The organism is Thermomonas fusca DSM 15424 (assembly GCF_000423885.1).
GTDB lineage: Bacteria > Pseudomonadota > Gammaproteobacteria > Xanthomonadales > Xanthomonadaceae > Thermomonas > Thermomonas fusca.
The window spans coordinates 13,908-33,332 of record NZ_AUIV01000031.1 but is presented as its reverse complement, the minus strand read 5'-3'; the positions used below and the strand labels follow the sequence as shown (position 1 = coordinate 33,332).

Annotated in this window: 14 protein-coding genes and 1 pseudogene; 8 read left to right on the top strand and 7 right to left on the bottom strand. The window is 58.6% G+C overall.

The window, feature by feature from the left end; genetic code table 11:
* Both G582_RS0111950 and G582_RS17640 read left to right on the top strand, forming a co-directional pair.
* Window positions 1–346, top strand: a 346-nt coding sequence (locus G582_RS0111950) for an IS3 family transposase (protein ID WP_028840032.1), incomplete at its 5' end; no start/stop codon positions are given.
* A gap of 7 nt (window positions 347–353) precedes the next feature.
* Window positions 354–842 (top strand): annotated as a pseudogene (locus tag G582_RS17640) (ATP-binding cassette domain-containing protein); the annotation flags it as partial.
* A gap of 69 nt (window positions 843–911) precedes the next feature.
* Here G582_RS17640 and G582_RS0111945 read toward each other — a convergent pair.
* The 4 genes from G582_RS0111945 to G582_RS17625 form a co-directional block, all read right to left on the bottom strand.
* A protein-coding gene (locus G582_RS0111945) for an IS3 family transposase (protein ID WP_156880489.1) occupies window positions 912–2,011 on the bottom strand; the annotation gives its coding sequence in 2 pieces (ribosomal slippage) (window positions 912–1,753 and window positions 1,753–2,011; 1,101 coding nt in all).
* A gap of 684 nt (window positions 2,012–2,695) precedes the next feature.
* Window positions 2,696–5,596, bottom strand: coding sequence for a lantibiotic dehydratase (locus tag G582_RS17635; protein ID WP_083961195.1), 2,901 nt, complete (start codon window positions 5,594–5,596; stop codon window positions 2,696–2,698).
* A 20-nt stretch (window positions 5,597–5,616) separates the two neighbouring features.
* Window positions 5,617–6,717, bottom strand: coding sequence for a lanthionine synthetase LanC family protein (locus tag G582_RS17630; protein WP_169380637.1), 1,101 nt, complete (start codon window positions 6,715–6,717; stop codon window positions 5,617–5,619).
* A gap of 111 nt (window positions 6,718–6,828) precedes the next feature.
* Window positions 6,829–8,223 (bottom strand): S41 family peptidase, encoded by a 1,395-nt coding sequence (locus G582_RS17625; protein WP_083961193.1) that lies wholly within the window; start codon window positions 8,221–8,223, stop codon window positions 6,829–6,831.
* Between the two features lie 923 nt (window positions 8,224–9,146).
* Here G582_RS17625 and G582_RS0111925 point away from each other — a divergent pair.
* From G582_RS0111925 to G582_RS18025, 5 genes are all read left to right on the top strand, one after another.
* Entirely contained in the window at window positions 9,147–10,196 is a 1,050-nt protein-coding gene (locus tag G582_RS0111925) for a bifunctional nicotinamide-nucleotide adenylyltransferase/Nudix hydroxylase (RefSeq protein ID WP_028840028.1), read from the top strand.
* A 62-nt stretch (window positions 10,197–10,258) separates the two neighbouring features.
* Window positions 10,259–11,683 (top strand): nicotinate phosphoribosyltransferase, encoded by a 1,425-nt coding sequence (locus G582_RS0111920; protein WP_028840027.1) that lies wholly within the window; start codon window positions 10,259–10,261, stop codon window positions 11,681–11,683.
* Between the two features lie 93 nt (window positions 11,684–11,776).
* A complete protein-coding gene (locus tag G582_RS0111915) occupies window positions 11,777–12,790 on the top strand; it encodes an SPFH domain-containing protein (protein WP_028840026.1) in 1,014 nt (337 codons plus the stop codon).
* A 3-nt stretch (window positions 12,791–12,793) separates the two neighbouring features.
* Window positions 12,794–13,729, top strand: a complete 936-nt coding sequence (locus G582_RS0111910; RefSeq protein ID WP_028840025.1) for a diacylglycerol kinase catalytic domain-containing protein — start codon at window positions 12,794–12,796, stop codon at window positions 13,727–13,729.
* An 84-nt stretch (window positions 13,730–13,813) separates the two neighbouring features.
* On the top strand, window positions 13,814–14,086 hold the full coding sequence (locus tag G582_RS18025) for a hypothetical protein (RefSeq protein ID WP_156880487.1): 273 nt from the start codon (window positions 13,814–13,816) through the stop codon (window positions 14,084–14,086).
* A gap of 188 nt (window positions 14,087–14,274) precedes the next feature.
* On the opposite strand, the gene G582_RS0111905 is transcribed toward G582_RS18025, so the two are convergent.
* Window positions 14,275–15,374, bottom strand: a protein-coding gene (locus tag G582_RS0111905) for an IS3 family transposase (protein WP_156880485.1) whose coding sequence is annotated in 2 segments (ribosomal slippage) — window positions 14,275–15,116 and window positions 15,116–15,374 — 1,101 coding nt in all. Because the reading frame shifts where the segments join, the coding sequence is not laid out codon by codon here.
* Between G582_RS0111905 and G582_RS17620 the strand changes: the two genes are divergently transcribed.
* The gene (locus G582_RS17620; protein ID WP_083961197.1) at window positions 15,343–15,921 is read left to right on the top strand and encodes a DDE-type integrase/transposase/recombinase; all 579 of its coding nucleotides are present in this window, start codon (window positions 15,343–15,345) and stop codon (window positions 15,919–15,921) included. The two genes, G582_RS0111905 and G582_RS17620, sit on opposite strands and share 32 nt — an antisense overlap.
* 63 nt (window positions 15,922–15,984) lie before the next feature.
* Here G582_RS17620 and G582_RS16540 read toward each other — a convergent pair whose 3' ends face one another.
* Window positions 15,985–18,183, bottom strand: a complete 2,199-nt coding sequence (locus G582_RS16540; protein WP_156880483.1) for a hypothetical protein — start codon at window positions 18,181–18,183, stop codon at window positions 15,985–15,987.
* A gap of 76 nt (window positions 18,184–18,259) precedes the next feature.
* Window positions 18,260–19,423, bottom strand: a complete 1,164-nt coding sequence (locus G582_RS0111885) for a hypothetical protein (protein ID WP_028840022.1) — start codon at window positions 19,421–19,423, stop codon at window positions 18,260–18,262.
* Window positions 19,424–19,425: the final 2 nt, after the last annotated feature.

The following is a 19,425-nucleotide window of genomic DNA, read 5'->3' as shown; positions in this document are numbered from 1 at the left end:
ACAGATGGCTGTCTGGCAGCGCCAAGGCAGCCACCCGGTGATCCTTCATTCGGATCGTGGCAGCCAGTTCCGGAGCGGCGATTACCTGCGTTACTTGGCGACCAACGCGTTGGTGTGCTCGATGAGCGCGGTGGGGCATTGCGGTGACAACGCAGCCTGCGAAGGCTTCTTCGGCCTGCTCAAGCGCGAGCGCGTTTACCGCATGACGTATCCGACACTCGATGCTGCAAGGTCCGATGTGTTCGAATACATCGAGCGATTCCACAACCCGAGGATGCGACGTAGGGTCGCCAGGCAGGATCAGAAGTTCTCAGCTCTTTCACAACCGTCCGTGATTTCGGGGTAGAACCCGTGTCCGAATCGGTGGTCAGGATGTGAGATATGGTGTACCGGAGTCTGTCCGCAGCCTCATGGGTGCAGTCATGCAAGACGACCAGCTTTTTGCTGGCACGATTGCTGACAATATTTCCTTCTTCGATGAAGAGATTGATGTCACACGCATAGAAACCGCTGCCAGGTTGGCCGGTGTTCATGATGAAATCGTCGACATGCCAATGGGCTACCACAGCCTGATTGGCGACATGGGAAGCTTGCTTTCTGGGGGGCAAAAGCAACGAGTCGTCTTGGCACGCGCGCTATATCGCGACCCCAAGCTGTTGTTCCTGGATGAAGCTACAAGTCATTTGGACGTTTCGAAAGAGAGACAGGTAAATGACGCAGTCAAGGCTCTTAACTTGACAAGAATTATCGTGGCACACAGACCAGAAACAATTGCGAGCGCCGATCAAGTTTTGACACTTAATGAAGGCCGAATCGCTTGGGGTCGATCTGAGTCCCAGTAGCGCGACGTCGTTCTGCAGATATTTGGCGAGCAATCAGCGACGTCCCCCCGCTTTCAGTAGCGGGACGATTTAGAGTCCGGGGTTGATGGTAGCGGATGCCAGTTGCTTTGCGTAGGCGCTTGGCGTCTGCCCGCCCAGAGCCTTCTTCGGTCGCTCCTCGTTGTACTCGCGCCGCCAGGTCTCGATGACCGTCCGGGCATGCAGCAGGTGGATGAACCAGTGCTCGTTGAGACACTCGTCGCGGAGCCGGCCGTTGAAGGATTCGACGTAGGCGTTCTGGTTCGGCTTGCCGGGCTGGATCAGTCGCAGCAGGACGCCGCGTTCGTACGCCCAGGTGACCATGGCCTTGCCGCAGAACTCCTTGCCGTTGTCGGTTCGGATCACCTGCGGCAGGCCGCGAGTCAGGGCCAACCGATCCAACACGCGGGTCACGCCGAGCCCGGAGATGGCGCGCTCAACCTCGATCGCCACCGCTTCGTGGGTCGCGTCGTCGACAATCGTCAGGCACTTCAGCACCCGGCCTTCGGCGGTGCGGTCGAACACGAAATCCATGGACCAGACCTGGTTGGCCGTCAGCGGCCGAACCAGCGGCTGGCGTTCGCCGGGCAGCACCTTCTTGCGCTTGCGCCGCCGCACCTGCAGCTTCGCCTCCTGGTACAGCCGTTCGACGCGCTTGTAGTTCACGAGCATCCCGTCCTGCCTGAGCTTGAGGTAGATCATCCCGACGCCGTAGCGCTTGTGCCGTTGCGCCAGTGCCAGGATCCGTGCCCGGAGCTCGACGTTGCGATCCGGGCGCGGCGCATAGCGGTAGGCGCTGGCGCTCATGCGCACGACCGCCAGCGCCCGCCGCTCGCTCAAGCCTTTGTCCCCCAAATGCCGCACCAGCTCGCGTCGCGCCGGTGCGGTCACCACTTTTTTCGCAGGGCGTCCTTGATCAGGTCGTTCTCGAACACCTGCTCGGCCAGCAGCTTCTTCAGCCGGGTGTTCTCTGCCTCCAGCTCCTTCAGGCGCTTGGCGTCGGGCACGCTCATGCCGCCGAACTTGCTGCGCCACAGGTAGTACGAGGCTTCGCTGAAACCATGCCGCCGGCACAGGTCCTTGACCGGCAGGCCGGCTTCCGCCTCACGCAGGAAGCCGATGATCTGTTCTTCGGAAAAGCGCTTCTTCACGTCCAATCTCCTTGATGGTGGGGATTGGACTCCAGATCGCCGTGCTACTCAAAACCGGGGGGGCGTCGCACCAATACTCCCATCTGCACCCCGCAGAGGTTTGCTACCGCTACAACCATCGGAACAAAGACCTGAAACCATTGATCTACAAACTTCTCAAGCAGATATCCATCCGGGAACTCAAGCCAACTTTGGTCCGGAAAGGCTGGGAACTATCAAAAAAAAGAACGGCCACCAGGCTTCGCCTGGTGGCCGTTCAATTCAGCTGCTTGTCAGACCGGGCCGGGACTACAGACGGTCGAATCACCGGGGCCGCATCCACTTGTTGCACAATCAGTCGTAAAACTCGGTCCGCCGCCGCCGCCACCGCCGCCGCACCTAGTCGTGTAGCAGGGTCCCAACGAAGCATCTCCGGGACACATGTAGGTGATCTGATGCTCATTCATCATCATTCCTCCTGCAACACTCGACGATTCTGCATCGCTGAGGACACGAACGGTTGACTTGTGAACCTTCAATTTGCCCGACATTGGGAACTCCTGTTTGCGACGGGGCCAATTCCCCGCCTTAAGACTAACCGATACCTTAACGGAGTCAACAGTACTCTGGATCCTTTGCAGAAAAGCAAAAAGTCACATGTCGCGCCACTGTGCCAGATTACTGCAAAATCACGTCTGCCTGTAGCTAAACCCCATCGCTGCTCATTAGCGAACGCATATACCAGCGCATCAATAGATTGTAGATGGCGGACTCATGCTTTTTCGGAAGCACGCCCGATACTCGGTTGACGGCCATGTGTAAGATCGACGAAAGCACCGAGTCGTCATACTGAGGATGCCTAGGCTCACGAGCAAACCGTGCTGTTCGAAAGTGATGCTGCATGGAGCTTTTCTTGGCCGCAAAGTAGCTGGCGGCGAAAGATCGGTCGGCGCCGGCTCCCATGACTCGCAGTAGCTTGATGCGGCGATTTGGATCGACGCCCAACCATTCGAGAAGGTGATGCAAGTGCAGTAGCGTGACCGTCTCAATTCCGACCTTACGATCCTGAAGAAAGTTCGTTACGGAAGTCAGGGCGCGCGCACTGTCAGCACAGAAAATATCTTCGCAATTATCAATGCGATCATCTTGTCCATATCTGTGCAGTTCCGGAACGTACGGCTCTAGCACAACGTCATTGATTCTGAGGGAGGTTGCATCGGAGTTTAGGAAGTTCAATACACTTGGAACTGTAATGGCCCACAGGTGACTAGATGGTCCATGAATCCGTAGCCTGATATGAGGCTTTGGGTCTCGATATCGAATAAAGAACCACTTACATCGCTCATCTAGAATTTCGCCGACTAATCGAGACAGCTCGCCAGCGATAAAATCAGGCATCGAACGCTGATTGATATAGATCTTTAGCGTTGCCCATTGGGCGCCGGGACGATGGATTGCGCCTTTGGGGCCAACGTTTGTGCGTAGAGCAGTAATCGGCTCGGCTTGCAACTGATTAATGCGAAAGGGTATGTGCAACTGGTTGATCGGCTGGCAACTAACAGCTTGGTACCTTTCGTTAATCAGCGACTCCCTTATCTCTGCATGGGAAGCATACCGGGCTTCTTTCAGAAAGCACCGCAGGGCAAGATCTGACTCCTTGTCGTAAACAATGAACTTGTCTCCCATTCCATGTGAGAAGAACCTTGGAACATCGGAAAGCTCACTGCGAAGGTGTCCAATAGCATCGACCGTCGACATATTCTTGAGACCAGAGAGATCTAAGCGCCACGTCGCAAGTGACAGAATGGCCGAACGATACGTGACTCGCGGGAGAAATCTGGATGTTGTGAGGAGCCCGGGCCAGCTGAAGTAGAATGTCGGTTGAGTCATCCGGCTGAACATCCCCAAGATGGCGATTGCCGGGCGAAGTGAGAGATCGGTATTGAACGGGTGGTTGAAAACAGGAACCACTGGCTTCTGTAGTTTTGTCGAAAAGAGACGCAGTTTATTTCCGTCGCTTTGCAGAACCAGATCCGAGAGTGCTATAGGTATGCAATCTCGGGGAGGACTTATTTCATCGCAAATGATCGCGTGCTGATGGCTCGGAACTACTCCTGTGACGTTTGCCATACGTCCTTCTGCGAGGAACTGCACATCGGCGTAGATGGTTGCATCTCCGTCGTCCCCGAACCTGTCGTCTGACGAGAGCGTTTCCCAAACATCGCGATGGTGCGGTAAAAATCTGGAGTAAAACCGCTGCGGAGAGCCCAGAGTTACGCCCTGCAGGTGATAGCTTGGCGAGGAACTATTAGGAAAATCATGGAGTAGTTCGAGTTGCACAGTGCCGGTCTGCGACACAATCCAATTATGAAGTAAAGATCCTTCGTCTTTCGGCAGCTCATCTTTTGATATTGATACCTGTGCCAAGTTTTCTTTGAGTGCATGGCACATCTTCTCAACTAATAGTTGGTCGAGTGTGCGAATCGAAGAATTCCGAGTCTTAACGTCTTTCAGGTCGATACCATATTCCTGGTCGATGGCCAGAAGCAAAGGAACGGGGGCCTCGCCGAACTTTCGCAAGAATGCGTCGTGGAAATCGAACAAATCTGCATTAAACCAATAGAAATGCGGGGTGAGTTCCGCAAGAACACTTTCCACGTCGTCCAAAAGGTCGTCTGAGTAAGTTGCAGCCACGCCTTCTCGGTATGCGTGGCAATTGACAACCCACTGCTTGGGGTCGCATGGCAGCTTCGCGGCAAGGGCAGCATTGATGTCACAAATCGTTTGCGACGCTTTCTGTTTTGAGTTTCGTGCCACTTGTTGCGCGAGTTCGGCAACCATCGCTAACTCATGATCTTCGGTAGTGACAGCCAACTTGCCAATCTCCACTGAGGTGGATGTCGGTGAGTTGACTGTTGGCCTAGGACCCGCGTACAGGACTCCGCTCGAAGCCAACTCCCCCAAGTATGTGAGGGCTTCTTCGAACTCGACTTGCTCACGCTCCATGAGAAGTTCACAAAGCTCGTCGGCTCTACAAACCTCATGGCGTAGTGTTGCTTCTACGACGACCGACGCGGAACTGTCATCAACGACAGTGGCCAGTTCGTAAGCTTCACCTGAGTCTTGGCCGGTAAAGTTGTAATATCTGAATTTGCCATCACATTTGAATAGAGTGGGATTAAGTGAGACGGGCGTTTCTCCAGAAATAACCACATTTCTACGCTGATTTCTGCAGAGCGTAACGAGAATTGACTTGTCGATATCGATCGCCTGGAAATAACGGCCTGTCGGGCCTTCTTCCGCAAGCCCTCCGGCGCCGAATTTCACAAAACTCGTGATAACGCTCCACCCATACGGCGTGCAGCGGGTAGAGATGCGAGACAGATATTTATACTCGGCAAATATTGCGCGCTCATCTCTTGTGGATTCTCGAAGGATTTTCCGCCTGTGGATCAGGGTTGAAACAATCTCACGAAATTCTGGATCGAGTGCTTTGCGAGCTAGATTTGCGATGTCTAGAGCTGAGGCGCCGTCGCCTCCAACCATATCTCGCCAATCCCCTGCTGGCTGACGCAAGAACCCGTATCTGGATAGATGGACTTTCATCTTGATCTGTTGCCCGCGGCTTAATCAATCAGCGACATGTGGGATAGTCCGTTAGGAGAGCCATCGACTCCGGATTTAGCAAAAATCAGTGCGCCGCACGGCGAATCTAAGAGATCCAGCTTGTCCAGAGAGAATTGGCATATGTCGATCTGAGTAAGCTGGCTGAGGACATAATCCATCCACATCATCAACGATGTCCGAAGGCCAGCGTGGTCACCAAAGTTGAGAACTCTTCGGATCATGTGCACGACGCCAATCGCGCCATGGCAGTAATTCAAGTCGGTGCACCCTGAGTTTTGTACAGTTCGCATCGCGATAGCGTCGCACGAGATTTGGATCTCTGACCTAAGAACTTCGCTAGGCAAAACTTCATGCACCTCACAAAGGGTATAGGCAACTGCCAAGTCACCATAGCACCATGCCAATCGCGAGGTGCCGCTCGTTCCAGCAAAGTAGGGATATCTACTGGCGAAGTTGTCAGAATTAGCAGCCTGCAGAATTCGCTCGCACGCAGCGCGAATAAAACTGTCAACTTCATTTCGCCTATTTTTGGTGAGATGCTTTCGAGCGCGGAGGAGGACTAAAATCGTGCCTGGGAGCCCGTGAGCGATCCCGAGATTTTCACCGGCGGGAATAGACGCCTTGCCGCGCAGGATGTTTGTAACAATTGAATCCAAGTCATCTGCGCTAAATCCTCGTGCGAAGCATGCTAGCGCAAGAATTCCGCACGCTCCCGAAATAAGATCGTAGTCTGCCGCCTTCGATGTGGCTCCAAAGCTGACTAGGCCAGGATTTAGCTGTCTAAGCTCCTCACTGAGGTCATGAAGACCCTTGTCTGCTCGAGAGGCATGTTCACAAGCGTACAAAATACCGGCTATACCACCGAATAGCCCTGGAGCCATCGGTTGTTTTTCGATCGCACTCCGAAGTTTTAGGTCTAAGACATCCCAGAGCTCAGCTTCCTTAGCGGAGGGTACTTCGTCACCTACGGTGCACAAAAGAAACACTAACGACGTCAATTCTGACGCTGTTCGGGTTCTGTGATCGAGGATCGCGGCGGAAACAGACGCGGTGAGCGCAGCTAAAATTCGGCGATACTCCTGCCGAATCTTCTGCGCCAAGTGATCGGTATTCTCGCCGATCGCGAAGGGAGTCATGCTAGCCAAACCAAACCTCGCGCAGCAGATCGGGATCCGTAGCGATGATTAATTGAATCTATCGCCGCGTAACAATTATGGGTCTGACTTTCTAATCTTATCACTCCTCACCCATGCAATAGCCGAGCCTAAGGTTTGATCGGCTGTACCCTGATCTGATATCGACTCGTCTGGCTTTAGTCCAGCTGGGAATAACCGCCCAAGGCGATCCACCGCAACTCCTGTTGTGAGGACTAGGGTTCCGCCCCCGGGGAGTGCGTAAGTAGAATTGGCGGTGGATAGTCCCGCTGTCGCGGAGCCAAAAGTTCGGGTATTCGGCCTTCCGCTGAAAGCAATCGCAATTGCTTCGCCGGAGCTAGCAGTATTACGGCCGATCAGAACTGCGACCCGCGCGTTGGATGGAACGGTAGTTTGACATCGCTTCTTTCCTTTCGAGACCAAAGGAGTTTCGTTGCCGTTTCGATCACGAAAACTGCCGTAGCTTCCGCGACCCAACAGCGGCTGCAAACCATCCAGCATCGGCCACATGTTCCCACCGTTGTTCTGCCTTAGATCCACCACCCATCCCGTTGCACGTTTGGCGTTGAGTTGCGCCAACTTCGAACATATTTCATTGGCGTACTCAGTGGTCTGCTTGAGTGCGGTCCCTCTAAATCCCGGAACGTTGATGTAGCCAACTCCATGTATCAGTGACGACTGCATAAGCCCGTATCTCGTGCCGGTTGAGCGGTAAAACGATGCATCTTTGGGCGTCAAGAGAAAACTGTGGCCATCCTGAAGGCCTTCGAGCACGCGAGCTCCGCGGGCGTAACCTTCCAGCGGATTACTTTGCTCAAGACCCTCTGTGATAAGTGTGTTTCGAAGTGCGGGTACATCCAATTTTGAGGCATTCAGCGCATTCTTTTCGACTAAAGAGAGAATGCTGAGCAATACTTGCTTTGCAGTTGCGGATGAGAGCGACCGCTGCGGAAGTGCGCGTACTGTAAGTTGCGAAACCTTGGCTTTAGCCTCCCCTTTCACAATGGCACCCACGACAAGGTTATTTGTGTCTTCGGGTGCGTATATCCAAATCTTGCGCTGCTCCTTGGAGCCTTTAATTACAGGCATGGTCGCGCTTGTAGAAAAAGCTGGGCGCCGTCCATTTCCGTCTGCTCGAATCCATATTGCTGCGTTTCCTGGGCCATCCGTAACTTCCAGTTGACCCGCTAATACTAGCTCTTGCCCTCGAAAGCGGGCTACATCGAGCGACGCCATCGCGCCACCAAAAGACGCCTTCGCGGTGCTTGTGGAATCAATCGTGACGCTCGCACCTCGTTCGTCCGAGGGATCGCCTTCGCCTAGAACGCGAAAGCCTTCGCCGCCGGATATTGGGTTCCACCTAATTTGTGCTGTAGAGGCGTCGTCGCGAGCTTCAAAATTCCAAGCAACGCCTCCTGCCAGAAGAAGAATAGTTAACGCAACTTTTAACATGAGATCTCTTATGGCCTATGTGTCGGGGAGCGTGACTCAGCTGTAGCCTACAGGGTGCTCGCATCCTTGACAATTGCCTATAGTTGAGAGCCGGCCTTTCACTCGGAGCGCAGTTGATTCGCGTCTTGTCCGTGAATTTTGGACGCAGATGAGAACAACCGTCTGGCCCGATCTTGGATGCCCGGCATGGAGGCAGGCGCGCGCCGGCGGGTCAGAAGGCAGCCAGCCTCGCATCGTGTTGACGGCCAGCCAGTCGTCCGCTGGCTGCCAAGCAAAATTTCCACCTCCGGCAAATGAACTAGCCATCGCAGCTGGATAAAATGAATGGTTGCTAATTCCATGAATAGAGCGAGGCAAGAAACATTACGCTGGCATACACGCACTTGTCGGTAGAGGCCATAGCGTCAACAACTTTTGGCCTCAGACGTCCGCCGCGGCTAGGTGGGACGATAGCCGCTACAAGAGACTCCACTAGCTTGAGGAGTTTCCATGCAAACATTAGCTGATGCAATTTTTCAACCAAACTTGCGGGGCAAGCTCATGAAAACGCCTGTCAGCGTGGGTGTGCTTATTAGCGAACTCCCTGAAGTCAGAAACTATCCTCGATGAGTGGGATATGCCAGAAAAGAAGGTTGTGCGTTGGTTCTGCGACCCTCGCTTCGATGGTGGGGCGAAGAGTGCGGCGGAACTCTTTTGGGAAGGGCGAGGGAATGAAGTGGTGACGCAGGTCAGGCAGATTGCGCACGGCGTCTATTGATAGCTAATAGCTTGAGGCTCACCACCCCGCGCCCGCACCAAGGGCAGGTGGTAGCAGGGCGACGCACTCCCTCCGTTGTTGGTGAGATTGACTCATTCGGTAGAAGGCGTAGCATCAAGCCCAAGCCAAGGGATAGACCCAAGGCAAACCACCGTGGGGGAGCCTCATGGACTTCGACTATCTCGTTTTCATCGGGCGATTCGAGCCCTTCCATAACGGCCATGCCGCCGTTGCCCGCCATGCATTGGGCCGGGCCAAGAAGCTCATCTTCCTCGTCGGCTCGGCCGACACCCCCCGCACCATCCGCAATCCATGGACCGTTGCCGAACGGGCCGTGATGATCCAGTCCGCGTTGGACGGGGCTGGGGATCGCCTGCTGATCCGCCCACTTCGCGACCACCTCTACAACGAAAGCCTGTGGATCGCGAACGTGCAGCGCACCGTCGCCGAAGCCATCCAGGCCGATGGCGGCAGCATTGATGCCACGGTCGGCCTGATCGGCATGAGCAAGGACGCTACCAGCTACTACCTGCAGGAGTTTCCGCAGTGGGCGCTGGTGGACGTGCAGCACACCGAAACCCTGTCGGCGACCGAGCTGCGTCGCTACCTGTTCTCGGCCGGCCACGTCGACTTCCACGGCGCGCTGCTGATGTTGCGCGGGAACGTGCCGGCACCGGTATTCGACATGCTGGAGGCGTTCCGCAAGAACTCGCCCGCGTATGCCCAGCTGGTGGCCGAGCACCAGTTCATCGAGCACTACAAGGCGGCCTGGAAGGATGCCCCGTATCCGCCCACCTTCGTGACCACGGATGCGGTGGTGGTGCACTCCGGCCACGTCCTGCTGGTGCGCCGCCGCGCCGAGCCCGGCAAGGGCCTGTGGGCGCTGCCGGGTGGCTTCGTCAACCAGGAAGAAGGCCTGCTCGAATCCTGCCTGCGCGAATTGCGCGAGGAAACCCGCCTCAGGATCCCGGTGCCGGTGCTCAAGGGTTCCTTGAAGGGCCAGCACGTCTTCGACCATCCCGAGCGCAGCCAGCGCGGCCGCACCATCACCCACGCCTTCCACTTCGATTTCCCGGCTGGCGAACTGCCGGAAGTGCGCGGCGGCGACGATGCCGACAAGGCGCGCTGGATCCCGGTCAGCGAAGCGCTGGAAATGGGCCCGAAGCTGTACGAAGACCACCTGCACATCCTGGAGTTTTTCCTGGGCCGGGGTTGATCCCGGTCTTTCCCGCCGGTGGATAGACCGCCGGCTCCACTCGACGCGAAGGAGCTTCCGTCATGCAATGCCTCGACAACCTGCTGCTCAACACCGACAGCTACAAGGCCAGCCACTGGCTGCAGTACCCGCCCGGCACCGATGCCACCTTCTTCTACGTGGAATCACGCGGTGGCACCTATGACCGCACCGTGTTCTTCGGCCTGCAGGCGATCCTGAAGGAATACCTGGCCAAGCCGATCACCCACGCCGACGTCGACGAGGCCCGCGACGTCTTCGCCGCCCACGGCGAGCCGTTCAACGAGGCGGGCTGGCGCTACATCGTCGACCACCATGGCGGGCTGCTGCCGATCCGCATCCGCGCCGTGCCCGAGGGGACGGTGGTGCCGACCCACAACGCGCTGATGACGATCGAGTCCACCGATCCCCGGGCGTTCTGGGCGCCGTCGTACCTGGAAACGATGCTGCTGCGCATCTGGTATCCGGTGACGGTGGCCACGATCAGCTGGCATGCCAAGCAGACCATCCGCCAGTTCCTGGAGCGCACCAGCGACGATCCGGAAGGGCAGCTGCCGTTCAAGCTGCACGATTTCGGTTCGCGTGGCGTGTCCAGCGTGGAGTCGGCCGCCCTCGGCGGCGCTGCGCACCTCGTCAACTTCATGGGCACGGACACCGTCTCCGGCCTGCTGCTGGCCAAGGCCCACTACCACGAGCCGATGGCGGGCTTCTCGATCCCCGCCGCCGAGCACAGCACCATCACCAGCTGGGGCCGCGAGAACGAAGCCGAGGCCTACCGCAACATGCTGCGGCAGTTCGCCAAGCCCGGCGCCATCGTCGCCGTGGTGTCGGATAGCTACGACATCTTCCACGCCATCCGCGAGCACTGGGGCAAGACGCTGCGGCAGGAGGTCATCGACTCCGGCGCCACGGCCGTCATCCGTCCGGATTCCGGCGATCCGGTGGCGGTCGTGCACCAGTGCATGGAGCTGCTGGACGAGGCCTTCGGCCATACCGTCAACGGCAAGGGCTACAAGGTGCTGAACCACGTCCGCGTGATCCAGGGCGACGGCATCAACCCGACCAGCATCCGCGCGATCCTCGAACGCATCACCAGCGCCGGCTACGCCACCGACAACATCGCCTTCGGCATGGGCGGCGCGCTGCTGCAGCAGCTCAACCGCGATACCCAGAAGTTCGCGCTGAAGTGTTCTGCGGCCCGGATCAACGGCCACTGGATCGACGTCTACAAGGACCCGGTCACCGACAAGGGCAAGCAGAGCAAACGCGGGCGGATGACGCTACTCAAGCACCGCGAATACGGCAGCTACCGCACCGAGCCGGTGCCACCCGAGGCAGCATCGCTGGCCGACATCCACACGCCGATGGGCTATGAAGACGCGATGGTGACGATCTGGGAAGACGGCAGGATCGTCAACGACTGGACGTTCGCGCAGGTGCGCGAGCGCGCCAACGCCGAGCGGCTCTAGGTTTCTGACCGATCGATTCAAGCCCAGTGGCCGGGTGCGTCCCGGCTGCAAGGGCTTCCTGCATCCAAGAGCACCCTATCCAGGAGAACGTCCATGTTCGGTTTCCGCTACGTCAAATCCTCTCCGAGCCAGTACCTGTTCCAATACCGCGACGGTCGTGTCGTCCGCGAAGGAACCGGATTGGCCTTCTGGTACTTCGCGCCCAAGTCCACATTGGTCGGCGTGCCGGTCACGGCGGTCGAGGCTCCCTTCATGTTCGAGGAGGTCACCCGCGACTTCCAGCAGGTGACTTTGCAGGGCCAAGTCAGCTACCGGATCGCCGATCCGAAGCGCTTGGCCGAGCAGCTCGACTACACCCTGCAGGCCGATGGCAAATACGCATCCGAGGATCCGGAACAGCTGCCGGTGCGGGTCCTCAACGCGGTCAAGGCGATCTTCCGCAACCTGTTGCAGGAGCTCGACCTGCGCGATGTGCTGCAAGGCACGGAGCGGCTGTCCTCATCGGCCCATCGCGGGGTTGCCGGCGTCGCCAGCCTGTCTAGCCTCGGTATCGAGATCACTGCGTTGAATTTGTTGGCGGTTAAGCCCAATCCGGAAACCGCCCGCGCCTTGGAAGCGCCGATGCGCGAGGAAATCCTCAAGCAAGCCGACGATGCGACCTATACCCGCCGCAATGCCGCGATCGAGCAGGAGCGGATGGTCAAGGAAAACGAACTGCGCAGCGAGCTGTCGATCGAGCAGAAGAAGCGGGAGGTGCGCGAGACGCAGGTCGAGTCCGAGAGGGCGCTGCTCGAAAAGCGCCAGCAGATGCAGGCGCAGGAACTGGCCGGTAAGGTCGAGCTGGAACAGGAAAACGCCAAGCTGGTGCAGCTGCAGACCGAGAACAGGAAGCAGGAGGCCGATGCCAAGGCTTACGGCGTGCAGGCGCTGGTCAATGCAATGAAGGGGCTGGATGCCCGCTCGCTGCAGGCGCTGGTGCTGGGGCAGGCGAGCCCGGAAACGCTCATGGCGCTGGGCTTCCAGAACATCGCCGACAACGCCGCCAAGATCGGCGAGTTCAACTTCTCCCCAGACCTGTTGCGGCAGCTGGCCAAGCAAAAGGCGTAAGCCATGGAGCCCAGCGATCTGAAGATCATCCTGGTGACGCGGCGCACGCGTCTCCAGGAGTTGGTTGCCCGCTACAACACCGTCGAGCAGGCCCGCTTCCAGGCCGAGCATCTGGGCATGGACTTCGGGGACTTCCTGGAAGAAGACCGGAACTATCGGGTCGCGGCCGATGCGGTGAACGTCGCGCTCCAACCCCATGGGCGACTGCAGCAGCTGGATCGTGGTTTTCTGCCGAATTTCCTGTTTCCGCCCGGCTGTCTGGTGGTGGTGCTGGGGCAGGATGGTCTCGTCGCCAACACGCTCAAGTATCTGGACGGCCAGTCGGTGCTTGCCGTGAACCCCGATCCCGCCCGCTGGGAGGGCGTGCTGCTTCCCTTTCAGGTGGACGATGTGTCCAAGGTGCTCCCGGAGGTGGTGCGGCAACAGCGTCCGATCCGGGAAATCACGATGGCACGGGCCACGCTCGGCGATGGCCAGACCCTGTTGGCAGTCAACGACCTCTTCATCGGCATGCGCAGCCATGTTTCGGCACGCTATGAAATCGCATTGGGCGAGCAGAAGGAGCGCCAATCCTCCAGCGGCATCATCGTCTCCACGGGGCTCGGATCGACAGGTTGGCTGCGCAGCATCCTGACCGGCGCCCATGCGGTGGCCGGGCAGGATGCAAGCAAGGAAATGCTGGGCATCCGCGAACATGGCATGGCATGGGACAGCCAGACGCTGATCTTCAATGTCCGGGAGCCGTACCCCAGCCGTTCGACCGGAGCGGACCTGGTGTTTGGGCGCGTTGGCCACCGGCAACCCTTGCGCATCCGCTCGCTGATGCCGGAGAACGGAGTGATTTTCAGTGACGGGATGGAAGCTGATGGGCTGGACTTTCGGTCGGGACTGGAAGCTACCATCGAGATGGCACCAAAATGTGGCGTGCTCTTGACCTGACGGGGCATCCCTGCACCGCTCGATGCGATCTCCTGGTAAAGGATCGCGCTAGCCGGTGCCCTCCAACGGGGAGAACACTTTCTGATGCAAACATTGGCCGATGCCATTTTTCAAATGAACCTTGCCAGGCGAGCCCACGAAAAGGCGTCTCATGAAGTGTGGCTTTGTCTGTTGGCAACTTGTCCTGAAGTTAGAGCAGTCCTCGACGAGTGGGCTATGCCAGAGCAGAAGGCTGCGCGGTGGTTCTGCGATCCTCACTTCGATGGTGGAGCGAAGAGTGCAGCAGAGCTCTTTCAAGAAGGCCGAGGTAGTGAAGTCATGATGCGGGTAGGGCAGATTGCGCACGGCATTTATTGACAGCTAGGGCAGCACACGTGCCCGCGTAACCTTCCCCTGATCCTGGACACCTGAGAAGTCGAGCTTTCTGGCATCTTTGAGCTAGGAGGTTCCATGAAGAAGTCGAAGTTTAGCGAGATCCAGATCGTTGCCATTCTTAAACAGGGGGATAGCGGGCGACGTCCCCCCGCTTTCAGTAGCAGGGTGATCTAGAGTCCGGGGTTGATGGTAGTGGATGCCAGCTGCTCTGCGTAGGCGGTCGGTGTCAGCCCGCCTAGCGCCTTCTTCGGTCGCTCTTCGTTGTATTCCCTGCGCCACGTTTCGATCGCAGCTCGCGCATGCAGCAGGTGCGTGAACCAATGCTCGTTGAGGCACTCATCGCGCAGTCGGCCGTTGAACGATTCGACGTAGGCGTTCTGGTTCGGCTTCCCGGGCTGGATCAACCGAAGCTGCACACCGTGGTTGTAGGCCCACGTCACCATCGCCTTGCCGCAGAACTCCTTGCCGTTGTCGGTGCGGATGACCTGCGGCAGGCCGCGAGACAGCGCCAGGCGATCCAGCACGCGCGTGACGCCGATGCCTGAGATCGCGCGCTCCACCTCGATCGCCACGGCTTCGTGGGTTGCGTCGTCGACGATCGTCAGGCACTTGATGACGCGACCTTCGGCGGTGCGATCGAACACGAAGTCCATCGACCACACCTGGTTCGCCGCGAGCGGTCGCACGAGCGGTTGGCGCTCGCCCGGCAGCACCTTCTTGCGCTTACGGCGACGGACCTGCAGCTGCGCCTCCTGGTAAAGCCGCTCGACGCGCTTGTAGTTCACGAGCTGGCCGCCCTGGCGCAACTTCAGGTGGATCATGCCGACGCCGTAGCGCCGGTGCCGCTGCGCCAACGCCACGATGCGTTCGCGCAACTCCACGTTGCGATCGGGCCGTGGCGTGTAGCGGAACGCGCTCGCGCTCATCCGCACGATCGCCAGCGCACGCCGCTCGCTCAGCCCCTTGCCCACCATGTAGCGCACCTGTTCCCGCCGGGCCGGTGCGCTCACCATCTTTTTCGCAGGACGTCCTTGATCACCTCGTTCTCGAGGACCTGCTCGGCAAGCAGCTTCTTCAGCCGGGCGTTCTCCGTCTCCAGCTCCTTCAGGCGCTTGGCGTCCGGCACGCTCATGCCGCCGAACTTGCTGCGCCACAGGTAGTAGGAGGCTTCGCTGAAGCCGTGACGACGGCACAGCTCCTTGACCGGCACGCCGGCTTCGGCCTCACGCAGGAAGCCGATGATCTGTTCTTCGGTAAACCGCTTCTTCACGTCCAATCTCCTTGCTGTCGGGGATTGGACTCCAGATCGCAGCGCTACTCAAATCCGGGGGGACGTCGTACCCAAGCGCGAGTCCGTGCCGTTGTACGGGCCCGAGTACCCCGACGCCGTCTGGTCCGCCGACTTCATGCTCGATGCGCTGGCCTGTGGTCGCAGCTTCTACACCTTCAACATCATCGATGACTTCAACCGCGAGATCGTGAATATCGAAGTCGACACCTCGATCACCTCGCAGCGACTTGTCCGCATCTTCGAGCAGATACGCCAGGAACGGACACTGCCGCAGGTGCTGCGTACTGACAACGGCCCGGAGTTCCTGGGCGAGGCTTTTACCCAGTGGGCCAAAGCCAACGGCATGGCGATCCGTACATCCAACCCGGCAAGGCCAACCAGAGCTTGGAGAGACTCAGTGGCGCTACGGCAGGGCTTTCGGAGCGCATTCCGAGCGGACATTAGGACGAAGCTGTTTGCATGTCACGGTCAGGCCTTGCCAAACGCGCTCTCCATCCCCAAGGTCACCACCCCCTTTATTAGCTAGCAGCGGTCGGGGAAGGGGCGAGTGCTGGCCCGCCGGCGACATCGGGATTCCGCGCGTATGGGGCTATGGGGGGCTGACTGCCGGCAGGGGTGCCGCATACGTATCGGACCCCATCGGCTCGTCGCCGAGGTAGATCCCAATGGCTTCCGGTCGCCCGGTTTGGCAGTAGTACATCGTCTCCACCAATGGCGATTCGGTTTCAATGACAGATTGGACCTCGGCGACCGACCGACGAGCCGCGCCGCCTATCCGCCGTATGAGGCGCTGATACCAGTCGTTCCTCAACTGGTTGATGTCATGATTTGCTTGGACTCCGATACGGTTAAACATCGTCTGGTCCAACCACTGCTTCTCCTCAATGAAGAAGTGCAGCAGATCAGTTGCGTAGGACATCCGCAGGAAGGTGCTCACGAGCGTGCGCCATGTGACGAAGTTTCTATCCAACGCCTTGAGTGCAGGCAGGAATTTGTCGATTCGATAGAGGAGGCGTGCGACGAAAGCAGCGGAACGAACCGCGTCAACCGGGAGGAACGTTCCAATTACCGTCAGGGCGCCGGACCGCATCAACCCGTTCGCTACCGAAGCATGAGAGCCGGCCAAGGCAAATGTTGAGCAGGCACTAAGCACGACGATCGGAGGAATTCTCGCCACATTTGCAAGTTGCCAAACGTCGATTTTCTCGCGACCGATCCTGAGCCAGCCGTGTCCATCGTCGCCGCTGTGTCCCCCGTGGCAATCAAAGACGGCAAGCACGCCTTTGAACTCGTTCAAGCAAGTTACCAACTCATCGCGGGTAGCGACATCTACGAACCTGACTCGAACTCGCTGCAGGCCGAAATGTTGTATCGCTCGCTCCAGCACCTCGCGGATCGGGTCGTTGTGCTGGAATGATCGAACAACGAGGACGTCGTCGAAGGCGCTCGGCGGCAGCGTAAGCGTTCCCGCCTGAATGCACTGCGCCAGCATCAGGTTGCCAGGTGTCATCCCGATGCGAGAAACCTCATGCCGAATCATCAGTGGCATGCCGTCGATCCGAAGCCACTCGATCGGAGCGTCCGCAACCAGCGTGATGGCTTCAGTGCGCAGGCGGAGGCCATCGATGATTTCTGGATGAATCTGGCCGTACAAGCCGTCGGCCAGCTTCCTGTAGCTTTGCTGCAACAGTCGTCGCGCGCGCGGAGTGTTCCGGTCCGAGTGTTGCTCGATATCGCGCAGGTTCGCGTTGTGGAAGTTGACCGCATTGGGCAGGCGAATGGCTGGTTGCATGTTGCTCGATGCGAGCGCGCCGACGCCGGCCGCAGTGAGTCGGAGTTCCGTTTGCCGAACGGTTAGCAACGGCCCCGCGACAGGATCGTCGTACGGGTTCGGAACGTTCTCTGGGTCGTCGAGTGCTATCGAGAACCCGGAGTACCCGGGATTGCGAAACACACCATCCTTAAGTATCTCCCGCGTGGAAGGAGAACGGATTCGGCGAAACGTGTTGTTCCAGAACGTGCTGCCGAATGCATAGAGCGAGCGAACAATAGCGGGCGCGTAAAGGAGAACATCGGTAGATTCCTCGCCGATGAGGGTCCTAGCCCGCTGAACCGAATGAAGAATGGCGTCCACGTAGGTATCGGTTTCACCCGACAGGATGGGATCTGTGCCGGAATAGGCATGGCCGAGTGATGCCGACAAGGCCTCATTGGGGATCGTCACGCCCGAAATGCGCGAGGGTTCTGTGCCTTGGGCAAAGGGCGATCGAAGCGGAATGCCGGCCACCTTCTCGCGGATGCCAACAGGTGCGCGAGAGACAAGTGCGTCACGAATTGAAGTATCAAGCAGCTGCGCCGGATGCCCCTGGAAGTCTGCCAACGCCACGGCGCCCGCGGTGGGGAAGAGGGATGCAAAGATCGGACGGGACCCTCCCGCGGCGGCAAGCATGGCCTCGATCTGCGCGGGGAGCCCGAGTGCCACGTCGATCTCGTCCTCTCGTAAGGGTCGAGCCAGGAGCGCGAGAAAAGTTGGAAGACCCACGATCGCCGCGCGCTTTGTTGGCAGGGGCCTGCGCAAGTCCGCTAGCGCCTCTGGCTCGGCGAAGATTTCAGGGATCGAAGCGGGAAGGACCGACAGGAGTCCGACGAGGTTGGAGTACGCCGGATCGATGATGTCGAGCCCGAAGCCCTGAAATGGGGTGTGCTCGATGTCTTCCCCGGGCACGACTAGCCAATAGCGAAGGCTTGGCAGGAATGGCGCCGGTTGCGCGAGATCTGGAATGTTCACGTGGAGCCGTCACTAGCGTCCTGTTGGCACACTCGGCGACTGTTGTGCTGGTCCGTTCCAAGGGAGAGCGGTAACGTCACGCGTACGCATCGCCGGTAAGTAAAAGGCAACAGACCTCCGGTTCGGAACTCCTGACTGCCTGCGGATCCACGTCGTATCGTGTCGGTTCGGCATGGGGTATTGCTACTCCATGCAGAGCGGTCTCCAGGTTCGGCGGACGCATCTCGAAACAAGCGAGTCCTGCGCCGAGGGTGATGAGCTTGCTCCCGAGCGGAGTGACGACCAGTCTGCAGCCACCGAGGATTTCCATGCTCTCCGTGTAGCGTCGCATCGCACCCAGGAGTTGGCGGTAAGCCTCGAACGGCTGCGACTCGTGGACATACAGGATGTTGCTCGTAGGGGTTTGCCGGGAGTTGAATAGTGCCTCCTTGTACTCCACCAGCAGGCGATCGGCCCGCCGGGGATTTCGAGAGGGATGCGGCAGTACCGGACAGATCTCGGCTTCTCCGGGGATCTCTGTCGAGCGGATGATCTGCAATTGGTTGACCCGGTGCTCGCCAAGGATGGGAAACCATACGAGGGGCCTATCCTGAAAGCTTTCCACTTGCATGGCGCCGGAAAACCCGGGGACCATGACGATCTCGCTGCTGGGATCCTCGGCCATGATCTGACCGTCCAGGCCCGCATCCTCGGCGACGAGCACCTGAAAGTTGACCCCCGCGGCGGCCAGTGCGTTGTCCGCGTCCTTGTCCGGGACAAGCTTGTTCAGAAGGCTGGTCATCAGTGCCAGGTAGACCACCCTGGGCAGTGAGCTCGCGTCGAGGATGATGTCTGTCTGCGTTGACACCTTCTCAAGGACCGCGTGGGTGCCGATCCGTAGCGCGATGGTCGCGCTCAGGTCTTCGTCGCCGTCGCCTGAGCCGAAAGTGATCCGCTCGACAGTACCAATGGATGAAAAAAGTTCGGCAAGGCCGTGATCGTTCTGCTCTGTGAGCTGTTTCAGCGCATCGCCCAGTTGGTAGTTGGGGAAATCGATCAGCACCAGCTTCGCTTCCTCGATGCTCCCGCCGGAGCTTCGGATGCTATTGATGCACTCACGCATGACCGTCTGTGCGCGGACGTCGAAGCCACTGCCCGCAATGTAGAGAAGGCGAATCGGGCGGTCCTCGAAGAGACGCTCCCACAGCTCGTTGGCATCGGAGCCGCGCCGGAACACGTATTGTTCCCACAATGTCCGCATCG

What these genes read in the sequence shown, in the direction of transcription:
- G582_RS0111885 (WP_028840022.1), bottom strand. Translation starts at nt 19,423, where the DNA reads ATGCGGACATTGTGGGAACAATACGTGTTCCGGCGCGGCTCCGATGCC.
- G582_RS18025 (WP_156880487.1), top strand. Translation starts at nt 13,814, where the DNA reads ATGCAAACATTGGCCGATGCCATTTTTCAAATGAACCTTGCCAGGCGA.
- G582_RS0111920 (WP_028840027.1), top strand. Translation starts at nt 10,259, where the DNA reads ATGCAATGCCTCGACAACCTGCTGCTCAACACCGACAGCTACAAGGCC.
- G582_RS17635 (WP_083961195.1), bottom strand. Translation starts at nt 5,596, where the DNA reads ATGAAAGTCCATCTATCCAGATACGGGTTCTTGCGTCAGCCAGCAGGG.
- G582_RS0111910 (WP_028840025.1), top strand. Translation starts at nt 12,794, where the DNA reads ATGGAGCCCAGCGATCTGAAGATCATCCTGGTGACGCGGCGCACGCGT.
- G582_RS17625 (WP_083961193.1), bottom strand. Translation starts at nt 8,223, where the DNA reads ATGTTAAAAGTTGCGTTAACTATTCTTCTTCTGGCAGGAGGCGTTGCT.
- G582_RS17620 (WP_083961197.1), top strand. Translation starts at nt 15,343, where the DNA reads ATGATCTGTTCTTCGGTAAACCGCTTCTTCACGTCCAATCTCCTTGCT.
- G582_RS0111915 (WP_028840026.1), top strand. Translation starts at nt 11,777, where the DNA reads ATGTTCGGTTTCCGCTACGTCAAATCCTCTCCGAGCCAGTACCTGTTC.
- G582_RS0111925 (WP_028840028.1), top strand. Translation starts at nt 9,147, where the DNA reads ATGGACTTCGACTATCTCGTTTTCATCGGGCGATTCGAGCCCTTCCAT.